Genomic DNA, 14196 nt, shown 5'->3' on the forward strand with positions numbered 1-14196 from the left:
AATAAATCTGTTGCAAAGTTAAGATTTACCGTTTGATGAGGCGCTGATTTACCTCGCTTACAACATTACTAGACACATGCTTGTCCAAATGAAGGCGATATGGATGTCCTTCCCACTTATGAAAACATGACTGCCAGTATTCAAAAGTACGTAAATCGTTCGGAGTGCCCCAGCAAATATAGCTATCGATTTCAAAGATTCGCACCGTTAGCCCGAGGGCGAGCGCGTCTTCGATGCTGGTATCGACATAGAACTCGCCATTAACTCTGGCATCGCGCTCAATCATCCGCTCCACCGCGCGCGCGAAGTCGCTGCCGCGACGAAACGTGAATGTGCCGGTGATTATGGGGTCATGCTTTGGATCTGCCAACGGTTTTTTCACTGACACTCGACTAACGCGGTCGCTCCGACCTTCGCAAGCGACCCAACCGTACATCTGAGGATGCCGCACGGCATTAGGGTAACCACGCACAACCCAGACGATGACATCCGTATCGGGATCATCGAGAAGTGCTTGCAAGTTATCATGCCGATAAAGCGCACCATTATCGCAGGCCGCGATTGTAAGTGCGCCGTCATTTTCCGTTACAGTTAAACCGGCGCGCAGGCCCAGCAATGCTGTACGCGCTTGACCGTCAGTTGCCCCGTCAAGAATCACGCAATTCGTACCCGGGAATGTTTCATGTAATGTGTTCCTGATCGAGTCCAATTCAGGCATGTCGCGGCGTAAAACAAATACATGGCGCGCAGTGGCAGGAAGGTCGGCAGTCGCCTGTACCACCATCGGCTTACCCGACACCGGTATTAGTGGCTTCGTGACCACATAACTCTCACGTGTAAAGCGCTCGCCCAGGCCGGCCATAGGGATCAGGGTTGTGCCACTGACTCTCGGAACGTTTGCATAAACAGGGTCGATAAGGCGACGAAAGGTGTCCGACCACATTCGGTACTCCGCCACGTCTTCCGGCGTGCCCCACTGCATAAAGTGCTGCAGATCGTAGACCGCGATCCGCTTGCCTGATTCAAGCATCGGCTTGTAGGAAAGGCTGACATAGAACTCGCCAGCAACATTAAGATTGCGATCTCTCGCGGCCTGCAATGCATCCAGCATCATTTGCCCACTGGAAAAATAATAAGTTCCGCTTGAAGCGTATTCCTCCATTCGGTTATCCGTGTAAGGCTGTTTTTCCTGTATATCAAGCACCCAACCATCGGCTTCACGCATGTAGGCGTAATTGGTCGCCCCCAACGTATGGGGATGAAATCCCTTGTAGGCGGGAATCGCTCCATCACACTTGCAGTGCGCGACGAAGTGGCAGAAATGCCTCCAGTTCCAATAGCATGTGAAATCAGCATAATTGACGACAACGGGCTGGCGTTGATCAATCAGGTCAGCAACCTGAAGAACGGCATGAACCGGACCGAGTTTGTGAGAACCAATACCCACTACCCGACCAGTCGGGCAATAGAGATGGATGGTTTCCTCCAATCGGTAAGATGGCTCGGCAAGATGATCACGGTTACAGATGAAGATAAAATCTGTCTCGCCCGGAAACAAGTCAATGACATGCGCGATGATCGGCTTGCCATCTATTTCGATGAGCGGCTTCGGCACCGTATAACCAGCCTTGCGAAAACGCTCACCGAAACCAGACATCGGAATGATTATTTGCATGGCAGTTGTCTGGACGCGATGACCGCGTCGAACATCTTGTGATAATCATTCAAATTTGTGTTGTTCACACGCCAGGCAGCGACATAGCGTTGGCAGGCATTACGATTTTGGCCATGTCGCTTTCATCCATCGCCTGGAATCTGACAAGCGCGCGTAATAAGCTGCTTCATTTTCAAGTGGAAAATCTGCCCCAACACCGGCCTGTTCCAGGCTCCGCCAGGGTGACCGCCATAGGTAGCCGTCGATGTTGGGCTGATTGGTTAAATGGGAGTCTTCGACAGAACGTGAAATAGAAAATAGTACTGATGGCCGTTTAGGTGGATAACATAGTCGACACAGCACATGACTTTCCAGCAAGTATCGAGATCTCGTATGTCACCATCGACACATGCTGTCTATTACGGCTCTCTTTTCTGGGCATTGGCGCGCTTAACCTCAAGATATTTCACATCGATAAGCATCGGGTACCACAGAGCTTGGAGGAAATGATAAATAAACGCTTCCCGCCCATCCAGAAAGCCTCCGCTCAAAACATACCGATAAATGAAATAAAAGATGGGCCTGACCAGAGGAGGCATGCGATTCCAGACGTGATGGCGCAGCCACCGTTTCCGCTCCGCCTGAGTGCCCCAGAAGCGAGCATTAATTTCTTGAACACCATGATCGATAGGCTTGATCAGCTCTAGGGCTTCCCGCATCGCGTAGCCATTGTGCTTGACGATCCAATCACTCACTCCTTTGCGGTCCTCATGCACGAAAAACTGATTCAGATGCCCTATACTGCCCGACACAATCAGGTGCTCATTCACAGTACGATCCTCGCAGCGCGCATGGCCGCGACGAAAGAGGCGCAGAATCCATGATGGATAATAGCCGCGCCGAATCCATCTTCCCATCCAGATCAATCTTCTTTTGATGTAAAAACCGATCTCATCAGGATTCCTAACAATAAGATCAGATATTTCTGTTTTCAGATCTTTGGGTAGCCATTCATCCGCATCGAGAAAAAATATCCATTCAGACCGAATCGGCAAATGGTTCAGCGCGAAATTACGTTGATTTGCGAAGTTTTCGAATCGGTTCTGATGGACGGAGCAGGGATAGCGTTCTGTAATTTCAATTGTCCGATCGGTACTGAAAGAGTCGAGAACAAAGATTTCTCCGGCCCAGCCGATGACAGATTCGAGAGCTTGGGCGATATTGGCTTCCTCATTGAAGGTCAGGATGATTACTGCTAAATCAGTCAGATTTTTATTTACGTCACCGTCCTCTGCCATACTACTGCGTGAAGGGAAAACCTCGTTCATTATGTGACTAGCCCAATCATATCCACAAACTCCTGAGCATAGCGCTTCCAACTCCAATCGAATGAGGTCAAACGCCTGCTCCCGCCCTCACGCAAATGTTGCAAAACGTTTGACGACAGTGCCTCTTTTATGGTCAGGGCCCCCGCTGCCGCATCAAGCGGAGAGTAATAAAGCGCGCCTTCCCCACACATTTCTCGATTGATCGCCGTATCAGCAGCCACAATCGGCAGGCCATGCCCCATGGCCTCGATCATGGAAAAGCCAAACGATTCACACAGCGACGGATACACCATCAAATCACATAGCGCGTAAAGTTGTCCCATCTGGTGCTGAGGCACCCGCCCCAAAAAAATCACTTGATCTGTCAGCCCTAGTTCACTGACAGTACGCTCAAAGTTCTCGACACCTTCCGGCCAATCGTCCCGGGCTACGATTGTAAATAGACAAAATTCTACGTCATCCGACTTGAGACGAGCCAACATTTGGAACAAAACATCAAAACCTTTGTGGGCAGCCGCGTGCGCCGGGAAAAGGAGCTTTATCCCTTTACCCGAGGTCAGTGCTTGCGCGAACTTTTCTTCCAGTGGCCCCGCCAAATTCTCCTTGGCGAAGCCGTGGTAAAGCGTATGGAAGCGTTTGTTCCGAGTTTGCGGGCAGGCTTCACGAATCATTTCGCCCATGGCATGGCTAGGCGTCACGATCAAATCAGCCCGCTTCATCGATTCCACCGCGAACCGACGTCGTAATACTGTTTCAACCTTCAGCCACCCGCCAATTTTTTCCAGATAATAAGGACAATAATAAAGGGCGTTGCGTTGAAAAAAGATATGCGGCACCGGCGACCAGGCCGGGCCGAAGTTGGTGAGCGATACGACTGCTGAATATTTTTCCCGCCTGAGTCGCTGTGGCAATTTAAACACATCGCCTGCAATACGCTTTGGCCATGATGAACACGCATGATCCGGGACGCGCTCAAATCGGATATTTTCCGCGACATCCAATGCCGGAAATGATTCCCGAACCTGAACCACGTATTCGCGATTCGCGTCGCACCTGCCCAGCTCCGGTAGGAAATTGGTGATGTGACGCATCGCGCCGCCCATGGCGGCGCCAAGAGCATGGATGAGTATCTTTTCCATGGTCATCGAAACGGCCTAACAATAAATTCCACCCAAAGCGTTAGGGAAATTTCTTTCAATTGTCGCCACTTGGGCTAGCCGTACTTTATCACCGGTATCCTTTCAAGCCTTCATGGCCTAGGCCATATTGGGAACCGCTTCAAAGACGGCGGCGGTGAATCGAATGGTGGGAAAGGTGTGGATGGTGCGCCCGTAATTCCTTTTCATCAACCAGGAATTCGCGATGCGTGTTTGTAAAGAAAAAACTGGAGAATCAGAATAAGTGGCAGCTCACGGAAAAGTGAGACGATAACTCCGTTAAACGAATTCTCCCAGACGATTAATGTCGAAAGTATGCATAGGAATACAACACCGCCAGCGGGCGAAATCCATGGTTGCGTAACAAAAAAAGTAACTCGTTGAATGAACCCGATAAATAAGAAACCCAAAAAAACTGCAATGATTCCGCCAGCAAAATACAAGTGAGTAAACGGTCCCATGGCAGTTGTAGTAATCTGGTCAAGTCCCATTATTGTTTGTGTATACCACATGCCGGCATTCCCAAGAGGCTTCCCCTCCCAGAGAAACCTAGGAATCCACGCATGCAAAGGCGCGAGCAGAATATTTCGGAGAAACTCCGGGCTGCCTGCGGGCAAGCTTTCATTGTTGTCAGCAAACGCAATCCCCAATGATCCGACGTAAGTAAGATTCAATCTTTTAATGATGTGCAATAAGAGTAAAGCCATTTTTTCCTTGCCGGATAAGAGTAAAACCTTTTCTTCCGTGCCAGCTTCATACGCCGAAGACAATGTCGATTGCATCAAGGTATTCGCCGTCCTTGTTAAGGATGCCCCCTTGAATTCAGGGTTCGCATTAAGCGCAACCCGGTAGGGTTCAACTACCGCATAGGAAATTATTAATGCAAGGGGAATTGCGATAAACCAATGGCGTGAAGCGCGGTCGATTCGTAAATATTGACATAGCATTACAATGATGAATGGCATTATTACTGCAGCTTTGGAGCCGGTTAAAAAACCGAAACTGATCTCGTAGACAAGTAGCCCAATAAGCCATGCTCTCGCGTGTCGTCCAGGCTGCGGGGAATAATACTGTAAAGCAGCAATCACTAACGCCAGTTTACCGAGAGATGACCCCATGGAGAGATATTGCGTGTAAGAGGCAGCCTCGATATGCCGATCATAAGTGCTGGAATAACCAAATAATCCAAGCTGAATCTGAATAAAGCGGCTCGCAAGACCAGTGAGCACAAGCCCTACTAAAACCCAAGCTTTTGGTTCTGCATTAAATACAAAAAACTTTTTTCGAAACCCAATCAACGATTCTCTGGTCATCAATTTCGCAACAAGGGGCGACCAATATCCTAGCCACATCGCGACTGCGCCGATGATAGCCAGCAGCATCAACTTGTTCATTGAAGCGGTAATTTCCCGCCGAGACCAGACTAAATGAAGGATGTCTTCGGGCAAGAAGTACATAAAATTCGTTACGCCGAAACCTAATACAAACACCATTAGCGAGCACAACACCGCAGGATTAATCAACCATCGCACGGGATGCAGACGGCGAACCCGATTGACCTCTAGCGCCAGATAAATCAGTAACAGTGACGTCAGCAGAACAAATGCCGTTCTCAGACCGATAAAGTTCGTTATCGAGAGCAGATAAATGAAGCCTGCGGAAATCCCGACAACAAGAGCGGCCAGCAGTGTGGTAATAGTGGTTGTTTGTCGCATCCTTACCCTAAATTTAAATTAATTACCGTGCATAGACTGCTTTTGATACAGCCATAGCCCAGCGTCTACTGGTAGCACCATTCTGAGTCGCAACAGATCTGGCCGGTACTGCAACCGTAGTACCAAGCGCCCCATTCACCCATATACCCAACGGAATGCTAAATCCCGTTTTCACGCGCTCTATAATACTCCGACTCAATGGTGTTGCCGGGCTGGCAGCAAGCATGTGCTTTCCCTTCAATCGTCCGAACGACCTGAGCACAGGCATCAGATCCCGTAGCAGCCAAGCATCCACGAGTGGCGTGCGTAACTCGACACTATGATCCATGCTGGCCCAATCGCTGTCGCGTAACAGCTGATTGCGCAAATAAACCATGGATTCGATCTGGCCGACGGCTGCCATGGCGTCAGCCGGCAAGGCCTCTACCATTGTTTCCAGTTGAGAGCCAGGGTTCAGGCTTAGTAGCTCCTCAGGGGAATATTTCCCATCCATCAACTCAGGTAATTCATTAGGGGAGAAAAGTCCTCTGCGCAGCCAGTACGCACCGTACAAGTTTCCAGCCTGACGCGTCAGCCAGCGCCAGCGCGGATTGCCGCTGCGGCGCGTGAGCAGTGCCAGCGCCAAATTCGCCGCCGGCCGCGCACCAGGAATGCATGCCAGCCGGTTCCAGCGCGAGACAAGATTGGGAAGTTGATGGAAGCTGGGATAGCCATAAAACAGCTCATCACCGCCCACGCCCGAAATCACGACCTTGAGTCCGAGCTCGGCGACTGCCTTGCTCGCAAACCAGGTGTTAATACCATCGATACTGGGCTGATCCATGGCCGAGAGGATGCGCGGTAGGTCGGCATCGAACTCCTGCCGGGTAATGATGCGCACGTGATGCCGGAAGCCATAACTTTGGGCAATTTCTGCCGCCACGGGCGCTTCGTTCTCGTGCCTTCCTTGAAATTCGTTGAACGCAATCGTAATGCCCTGCATGCCCGAGTCACCGGCATCATTAATCAGGCCAGCCAGACTGCCGGAGTCGATGCCGCCGGACAGGAACACACCAACCGGCACGTCGGACACCAGATGTTGGCACACGGATTCGGACACAGCAGCCCGTACCACTTCCTGCGCCTCACCCAGCGTCAATCGGCATTCCGGTGCATCGCGCCAGGAATCGCCGATATCCCAATACTTGTACGGGCCAGAAAACTGGCCGTCGGCGGTGATACGGCACCAGCTACCGGCTGGCAGCGCGCTGATATTTCGAAACCAGGTACGCGGCTCGGGCACGCTGCCCAGGAGCCAAAAGCCAGCCTGCCCTTGTGGATCGGGGTCATGCGAAATCAGTCCTGAAGCCAGCAAAGCTTTGACCTGGGACGCAATCAGCCAACCATCATTACAGCGACCGATATACATCGGCTTGATGCCATAAGGATCGCGTGCCAATAACATATCGCGGGATTGTCGATCCCAAATCGCGAAGGAAAACATGCCGCGCAACCGGGATAGCATACCCTCGCTCTCTCTGGCATAAAGCTTGAGCAGTACTTCCGTATCGCTCCATGTCCGGAAAGCCTCGCCATCGCGTTCGAGCACTCGACGCAGTTCGAGGAAGTTATAAATCTCGCCATTGAAAACGATGACATAACGGCCGTCGTCAGAATGCATGGGCTGGTTAGCGCGGGGCTCCAAATCGAGGATCGAGAGACGGCGATGGCCCAGGCTAAGACCAACTTTTGAATCACTCCAATAGCCTAGGGCATCCGGGCCGCGCGCCTGCATGCGTTCGCACATCCGATGCACCGCTTTCTCAATGACGTGCTGATCCTGTGTTCCACGAAATAAAAAAGCCCCAGCTAATCCGCACATCAACAAGTAACCTCTATACTTTCATCCAGTCAAGCAATTTGCCTTGCATAATACAACCACGGTTAGAACCATGGATTGTCTTGACGACATGCAAATAGACACCCATGAAGGGGCAATCAGGGCAAAGTTCGCGAACGCGCACATGAAAACTGATTAACCAGATACTCGAATGTACTGCTACAGCTGAATAAATAGGATGTCGTCAATGCGACTCTAAATATAGGGCATCCCTAGAGAATAATTTTCTATATAGGCCATACAGTCCTCTCAAGATAAATTTTGGCAAGATCAACAGCGGCAGGGCGGCCCAAAATACCCAATAACTCCAGTACAATCTGGCCAGAGGTTTCAATTTTGGTGAAGGCGAAGCAAATCCTGTCTTTAGTCCTAGGGCGCATTCCACAATTATTGCCTTAACAACCCTAGCGAGATTTCTGGATAATGCCCTTCTGATCTGACGCTTATCAAAGCTGCCTTCGAATTCCATAACAATGTGAAACAGGTTTATCCCAAACACCTGAAACTGATCATACCAGCGAACTTCACCAGATGGTTTGGGATTGCTGGAGAAACATGGAGTGCCCAAGAAGTAGCACCTTCCATCTTGGGCGATGACATAAAGCACAATGTACATACATACAAACGCAGATCCGACATGCTTCCTGGCTTGCGCCATTCCAGGGATGGCAAGTTCCCTCTTAAAAAGAGTTGCAGAAATAAATCCCAGAAGCCCTATATCTATGTCCAGAATTTCATTTCTATCTAAGAAGAAACGACACCGATGGTCATTGACTGTGAGTGCATCTTTATTTTTTATATTATGTGAATTAACCCAGATGAAGGATAAATCCTGATGCTCCTCGATCAAAGAAAGAATCCTCTGGATTGCCCCGGGACCGATGACATCATCTCCAATCCACCAGACAAATAATCCACTCGCTTCTTCAGTCAGGAACACTATAGCGGCGTCTAGACCCTGTTTTTTACCTCGGAAATACCGGATGGGAGCTATTTTTCTAAATTCATTAACAATTTCTTCTGTCTCGCTATTGTCGCTATCATCACGAACAATAATTTCTATCTGAGGAACATACTGTGGTATCAGGCTTTCGAAAAGCTTTCGTACTGCATCAGATTGATTGTAAGTCGGCACACAGACTGAGAGCAGAATGTTCTTCTGAGGCATAGTCATTCTTTCAATAAACCGCTCAATAATTCAATTTCCTCAACGGTCAGTTCTGGATTATTCCCAAAGTAAAAACTGTTTTTATGAATGAATTCTGCATTAGGTTGATTTCCAGGATTACTTATATACTTCTGGTAGAACGGTTGTCTGGCCATATTGCCAGCAATCATCGGCCGAATCTCAACTTCTGCATCAATGAATCTCTTCATGTAACTCTTAACAGTGGACAAATCTCGAAGAATAACTGGTATTGCAAAACTGGAAACTAAACTCATATGCCCAAATCGTATTGGGACCAGTTTATTATTTTCTACGATAACCTGATGCAAACGAGTGAAGTTCTGGTGTCTCTTGTTTACAATCTCATCCCAGTAAATAATCTGATTGTTTCCTAAAAACCCGTTAATTTCAGTAGGCCTTACGTTATAGCCTAAGTCATAGAATATGTACTTAGCAAAAAAATCGCTTATACCATAACGTTTCCTAATTTCCTTCCGGGCATCGGTACTAAGATTTCTGTCCCACCCATGAGACCGTGCCATTATCAGATGGTTGTACAGATCATCGTCATCTACGCAAATCATACCGCCTTCAATCGCAGAAATATGATGTCCCACAAAGAATGAGAATGTTGACGCGATACCATAATTTCCAAGAAGCCTACCATCAACCACAGAACCCAATGCTTCACAATTATCCTCGAAGAAAACAATTCCATTGTCGGTACAGTGTTTGACGATTCTGCCAATATCATCAGATAAGCCAAGTGTATTCGTCAAAAAGAATGCTTTCATATTCGGTTGGATATCTAGCGCCTCTCTGAAAGTCCTGCTTGAAACGTTCAATGAGTCTATTTCACAGTCAACAAGAAACGGCTGCAATCCAAGTTGAATTAGCGGCATTATATTTGTGGCCCAAGTAAGCGCCGAAACACCAACAATATCACCCTTTTTTAACCGTCCGGAATTCAATAACGCCTGAATAAGAAGCAAATTAGCGCTGCTTCCACTATTCACAAAAACAGCATGGCCCCTGTTCTGCTTCTTTGCAAAATTCAGCTCAAATTTTTTGCACTCTTCACCCATACTCAATACATTGGCTTTGGTGATAAATTCACAAAGCTTTAGTTTTGTTTCTTTTTCTTTAAAGAATGTCGACTTTTGAAGTTTAATCATTTTTTCATTTTTACCAGTTCGAGATCATTCTGCACCATCAGTTCAACCAATTCTTTAAAATGAACTTTGGGCGTCCAGCCTAACTTTTCCCTCGCTTTTCTGCTGTCAGCACAAAGATTCGCATATTCAACATTTCTTAATAATCCTGAGTCTAAGACCACGTAGTCCTGCCAGTTTAGATCAACAAATCGAAAAGCTATTTGTAAGAGTTCTTTGATTGAGTGAAGCTCGCTGGAACCAATGACGAAATCGTCTGGAATGTCCTGTTGAAGCATAAGCCACATCGATTCCACTACGTCGCCCGCATATGCCCAATCCCTCTTTAGTTCTATATCACCCAATAAAAGCTTTTCCTGTTTCCCAGATTTTATATTGGCTACAGCCATGGCTATTTTTCTTGGCAGGAATTTTTCATCTCTTCTGGGTGATTCATGGTTAAAAAGTATTCCGGTACAGGCGTATACACCATAAGCTTCACGATACATTCTTGCAAAGTGGTGGGCCGCCACTTTTCCAATTCCGTAAGGAGTGGTCGGATTCATGGGTGTAGTTTCATTCTGGGGTGATACTTGAACATGGCCGAACATCAGACTTGAACCAGCGCAATATAGTCGACAGTTATCCTTGTATTTCTTTACAGCATGGAGAAGATTAAACGTACCAAGAAAATTTATATCGAATGTATTTTTGTCTTCCTCAAAGATCAGTAGAGGTTGAACATCGGAAGCGAGATGATAAACCTCGTCTGGCATCACAGAATAAAATATCGATTCCACTTGATCATTGTTTGTTATGTCACAGCCATGCAATGTCAAGTTGTTGATTATTCCGCCGATTCGCCAATGCCGTTGGACTTCTTCCCCATTCAGTGACTTAACTATTCCATGCACCTCATAGTCCTTTTCCAGCAAGAGCTCCGCAAGATATGAGCCATCTTGGCCAGAAATACCTGTAATTAGAGCCTTTTTCATAACTCGTAATTAAAAAATTACGCGCCAGAAAACATACGGACGTCATGGACTTCGAAAGGATCCAGATCCTCTACGAATTCGATTATGCTGAAGGTTAAACTTAGGATAGCGAGAAAGCTCTCAGAGGAATTAGATGTATCACCCAACCACACTCAATTTCCGATTAGGACGGAGGGATTTATAGATTCGATAAAGAATTTTATTCACAGACAATGGAGTAAGAAAAAGAAAAAGCGCAATCCAACACTCTGGATACATCCAGAAATATTTTATCATCCTTATCCTTTTTCCTTTTGGAGTATCCCAACCACCCACCCAAGCCACTAGTACGCCACGCCATGTCTGACCAAAACTTTTTTTAATTGTCCGCCTGATGGCGGGGGATGAGAAAACTGTCGTAAACTCTCGGACTATTTTTGAAAAATTGACACCAAATACTTCAAATGCATTATTTTTAATCAATCCAGGACGCTTGACCACTACTGCCTTGATCTCATCAACTGTTGCTGGATGACAGATCACCACCGGACCATGAATATAATAGTGTTTCCCTGGTTGAGAAATAACGTAAAGTATTAAATATAAGTTTACAAAAGCGGAACCAATATACATTCTGGCTCGATCAATACCAGGCAGAGCCAATTCACGGTTGAAAACTGTTGATGACACAAAACCAAGAGCTGTCCCTCCCAACTCTAGAATTTTATCCCTGCTGGAGAAAAAACGGCTTGATTGTAAATTGATTGCAAGACTTTTGGTGCCCACAAGTTGATAATTGGCCCAGATAAAGGTTAGGTCATGGTTATTCCTGATTGCATCAAGTACCTGGCCAACCCCTCCCTGCACAACATCATCATCACCAAGTCACCAAACGAACTTACCTTGAGCTTCTTCTGTTAGAAAAATTACAGTTTTATCTATTCCTTCCTTGTTTCCGTGAAAATAACGAATCGGAAGAATATTTGCGAATCTTTTAACAAGAAGTCCTGTTTCATTATTCGTGCTATCGTCACGAATAATTATTTCAACCTCATCTGTTACTTGAGGCACAAGACTGTTGAGTAGACGTTCAATTTCCGATAATTGGTCGTAAGTGAGGATGCAAATACTAAGAAGTATGTGGTTCTGCTGGTTTTGATATTGTGATATAGACATATTCAAATAATTTTTTTAATTTTCATTCACAATGCTAATATGCCTATCAATATTCCATTAATAACTACCACCCGCGGTTATTCTTGTTACTTACTGTCCTCTTTGGTTAACCTGAACAACATGTCCGCTGTGTAGATACCTCCCTTCACAGACGCCGTCTCTATCATTAACCTAAACCAGATCATTGCGCGACAGGCTTGCCAGAGCAGATAGCGTATTGCACTAATCACGCCATGAGGTCTTGGTCCCAATTCTCTGAATTCAGCTTTTGAAAAACCACACAGCCGCATAAGCTGCCTCACACTACTGGGGGTGAAGGCCAGTTGGTGAGTAATATCCCAATACCGAGTCATACACCCAAACGGTGAGGTCGCATTGGGCACCATAGCCACCAACTGGCCGTCATCACGCAAACAGCGAGCAGATTCTTCAAGAACCTGGACCAGCTCGTCCTTGCTGACATGCTCAAGGATGTTCATGGCAAATATCCGATCATATGACCCATTTGGTTGTTGGGTTAGAAATGAAACGATATCTTTATTTACAAACTTAGCCGTTATGCGCTGGCTTGCGATGTTTATTTCTTCCTGACTTAGGTTTACCCCAACCACCGTACGTGCCCCAAGATAGTTGACAAGCCAGCAAAGTTCTCCAGTGCCGCAACCCAAATCGACAACATCCTTTCCCGATATATCCAACCAACTACCTAAGGCACGCTTTAATCCTGCTGTCGACTGCTTATAATCCGGTGTTTTGCCCGCGACCCCCACCGCTGAGGTTGTCTGAAAATAATATTTCAACACACGGTTTTGAGCGGATTCGGACATAGAACTACCTACAAGATTTTCCTCTTTGTGTTTCTCAATGTGCGGATTGATCATTACCATATCCTTAACATTACAGCTTTACAAAAATTATTGTACCCTGGTAATAGTTAAATTAACCGCCTATCACTCTAAACGTTGGCATAGGAACAATGAATTTACCACCACCTCGCAGAAATTCCTTCTCCCGGCTTAAGAATTCGGGTAAAAAGTGCCAAGCCAATATAAAGTAATAGTCAGGCTTCTGGAAGCGAGAATCTTCTTCAGAAACTACTGGTATTAACGTTCCAGAGGCAAACTTTCCATATTTTTGAGGATTCCGATCAGCAATAGCTTCAATCAAGTCTGGAGTAAGGCCGTAAAACTGAAGCGTGGTGTTTCCCTTGGTCGAAGCGGCATATCCATGTACCTTTTTGCCTTTCGACACCTCTCGTTTTATAAACGAAACGACCTTTTCCTTTTCAGTCAAAATTCGCTTCACAAGCGCTTCATAGGCTTCTTTGCCGTCGAGGCCAAGCCCCGCTTCTTTTTCTCTTAGAGCAACGACTCTATTGATTGCGCCGTCTAAAATCTTATGAGAGGTTCCTTTATGCTCTTTCCGTATATAAAAACGCACGCTTCCTTCATTTATTTGTTCACGCATCTCCACATCAAAAACCTCCAATCCGTGTCGCTTAAGTATATTTTCTAGAGAGCAAAGAGAATAGTATTCCAGGTGCTCGTGGCAGATTCCATCAAAGGCGTTTCTCTCCAAAAAAGAGGGAAGATACATCATTTGGATAATCAACAAACCCTCGTCATCCAAACATTTCACGACGTCAGCAACAAAAGCATTTGGATCATCCAAGTCGTAGAACATACCGATAGCGGTAATAACCTTTGCCTTCACTTCGCCAAATTCTTTTTCCCAAGTAGAATGATTGAAGAAATCAACAATAATCCTTGTGGTGCCTTGCTTGCCATACTGCTCCAGATTTCTTGCCGGCTCGAATCCTACGATGTTTAGCCCGGTGACCTTGTAACCCCTCAATAAAGTACCGTCGTTCGCACCGATGTCAATGACGTAATCGTGAGCTTTTAGATTTGCAATCGACTCGGCTTTTTCGGCGATACCGATCAGCTCGTCAGTCATAGTCTTATTGATGCCAGAACGGTACCAATAGTTTCTGT

At 46.7% G+C, this 14196-nt stretch carries 12 protein-coding genes; all 12 read right to left on the reverse strand.

What is annotated here, in order from left to right; genetic code table 11:
- Positions 1-25: 25 nt before the first annotated feature.
- A complete protein-coding gene (locus WD823_RS11380) occupies positions 26-1675 on the reverse strand; it encodes a sugar phosphate nucleotidyltransferase (RefSeq protein WP_368429614.1) in 1650 nt (549 codons plus the stop codon).
- 398 nt (positions 1676-2073) lie between these two features.
- Positions 2074-2982, reverse strand: coding sequence for a glycosyltransferase family 2 protein (locus WD823_RS11385; RefSeq protein WP_368429615.1), 909 nt, complete (start codon positions 2980-2982; stop codon positions 2074-2076).
- On the reverse strand, positions 2982-4121 hold the full coding sequence (locus WD823_RS11390; RefSeq protein WP_368429616.1) for a glycosyltransferase: 1140 nt from the start codon (positions 4119-4121) through the stop codon (positions 2982-2984). Before WD823_RS11390 ends, WD823_RS11385 begins: the two co-directional genes overlap by 1 nt.
- 206 nt (positions 4122-4327) lie before the next feature.
- Positions 4328-5854 (reverse strand): hypothetical protein, encoded by a 1527-nt coding sequence (locus WD823_RS11395; protein ID WP_368429617.1) that lies wholly within the window; start codon positions 5852-5854, stop codon positions 4328-4330.
- Between the two features lie 22 nt (positions 5855-5876).
- Positions 5877-7715 carry an asparagine synthase (glutamine-hydrolyzing) gene (gene asnB / locus WD823_RS11400; RefSeq protein WP_368429763.1) on the reverse strand — a complete coding sequence of 613 codons (1839 nt, stop codon included), beginning with the start codon at positions 7713-7715 and terminating at the stop codon, positions 5877-5879.
- 202 nt (positions 7716-7917) lie between these two features.
- Entirely contained in the window at positions 7918-8901 is a 984-nt protein-coding gene (locus WD823_RS11405; RefSeq protein ID WP_368429618.1) for a glycosyltransferase family 2 protein, read from the reverse strand.
- A gap of 2 nt (positions 8902-8903) precedes the next feature.
- Positions 8904-10076: a DegT/DnrJ/EryC1/StrS family aminotransferase gene (locus WD823_RS11410; RefSeq protein ID WP_368429619.1), complete on the reverse strand. Its 1173-nt coding sequence runs from the start codon at positions 10074-10076 to the stop codon at positions 8904-8906.
- Positions 10073-11047, reverse strand: a complete 975-nt coding sequence (locus WD823_RS11415) for a GDP-mannose 4,6-dehydratase (RefSeq protein WP_368429620.1) — start codon at positions 11045-11047, stop codon at positions 10073-10075. Before WD823_RS11415 ends, WD823_RS11410 begins: the two co-directional genes overlap by 4 nt.
- 138 nt (positions 11048-11185) lie before the next feature.
- Positions 11186-11812: a hypothetical protein gene (locus tag WD823_RS11420; protein WP_368429621.1), complete on the reverse strand. Its 627-nt coding sequence runs from the start codon at positions 11810-11812 to the stop codon at positions 11186-11188.
- Between the two features lie 99 nt (positions 11813-11911).
- Entirely contained in the window at positions 11912-12202 is a 291-nt protein-coding gene (locus tag WD823_RS11425; RefSeq protein ID WP_368429622.1) for a glycosyltransferase family 2 protein, read from the reverse strand.
- 86 nt (positions 12203-12288) lie between these two features.
- Positions 12289-13083, reverse strand: coding sequence for a class I SAM-dependent methyltransferase (locus tag WD823_RS11430; protein WP_368429623.1), 795 nt, complete (start codon positions 13081-13083; stop codon positions 12289-12291).
- Positions 13084-13141: 58 nt separating this feature from the next.
- Positions 13142-14158, reverse strand: a complete 1017-nt coding sequence (locus tag WD823_RS11435) for a class I SAM-dependent methyltransferase (RefSeq protein WP_368429764.1) — start codon at positions 14156-14158, stop codon at positions 13142-13144.
- Between the last annotated feature and the right edge of the window lie 38 nt (positions 14159-14196).

The organism is Sulfuricaulis sp., from assembly GCF_040901545.1.
In the GTDB taxonomy this organism is placed as follows: Bacteria; Pseudomonadota; Gammaproteobacteria; order Acidiferrobacterales; family Sulfurifustaceae; genus Sulfuricaulis.

What these genes read in the sequence shown, in the direction of transcription:
- WD823_RS11415 (WP_368429620.1), bottom strand. Translation starts at nt 11,047, where the DNA reads ATGAAAAAGGCTCTAATTACAGGTATTTCTGGCCAAGATGGCTCATAT.
- WD823_RS11395 (WP_368429617.1), bottom strand. Translation starts at nt 5,854, where the DNA reads ATGCGACAAACAACCACTATTACCACACTGCTGGCCGCTCTTGTTGTC.
- WD823_RS11425 (WP_368429622.1), bottom strand. Translation starts at nt 12,202, where the DNA reads ATGTCTATATCACAATATCAAAACCAGCAGAACCACATACTTCTTAGT.
- WD823_RS11435 (WP_368429764.1), bottom strand. Translation starts at nt 14,158, where the DNA reads ATGACTGACGAGCTGATCGGTATCGCCGAAAAAGCCGAGTCGATTGCA.
- WD823_RS11390 (WP_368429616.1), bottom strand. Translation starts at nt 4,121, where the DNA reads ATGGAAAAGATACTCATCCATGCTCTTGGCGCCGCCATGGGCGGCGCG.
- WD823_RS11430 (WP_368429623.1), bottom strand. Translation starts at nt 13,083, where the DNA reads ATGATCAATCCGCACATTGAGAAACACAAAGAGGAAAATCTTGTAGGT.
- WD823_RS11380 (WP_368429614.1), bottom strand. Translation starts at nt 1,675, where the DNA reads ATGCAAATAATCATTCCGATGTCTGGTTTCGGTGAGCGTTTTCGCAAG.
- WD823_RS11410 (WP_368429619.1), bottom strand. Translation starts at nt 10,076, where the DNA reads ATGATTAAACTTCAAAAGTCGACATTCTTTAAAGAAAAAGAAACAAAA.
- WD823_RS11405 (WP_368429618.1), bottom strand. Translation starts at nt 8,901, where the DNA reads ATGCCTCAGAAGAACATTCTGCTCTCAGTCTGTGTGCCGACTTACAAT.
- WD823_RS11385 (WP_368429615.1), bottom strand. Translation starts at nt 2,982, where the DNA reads ATGAACGAGGTTTTCCCTTCACGCAGTAGTATGGCAGAGGACGGTGAC.
- asnB (WP_368429763.1), bottom strand. Translation starts at nt 7,715, where the DNA reads ATGTGCGGATTAGCTGGGGCTTTTTTATTTCGTGGAACACAGGATCAG.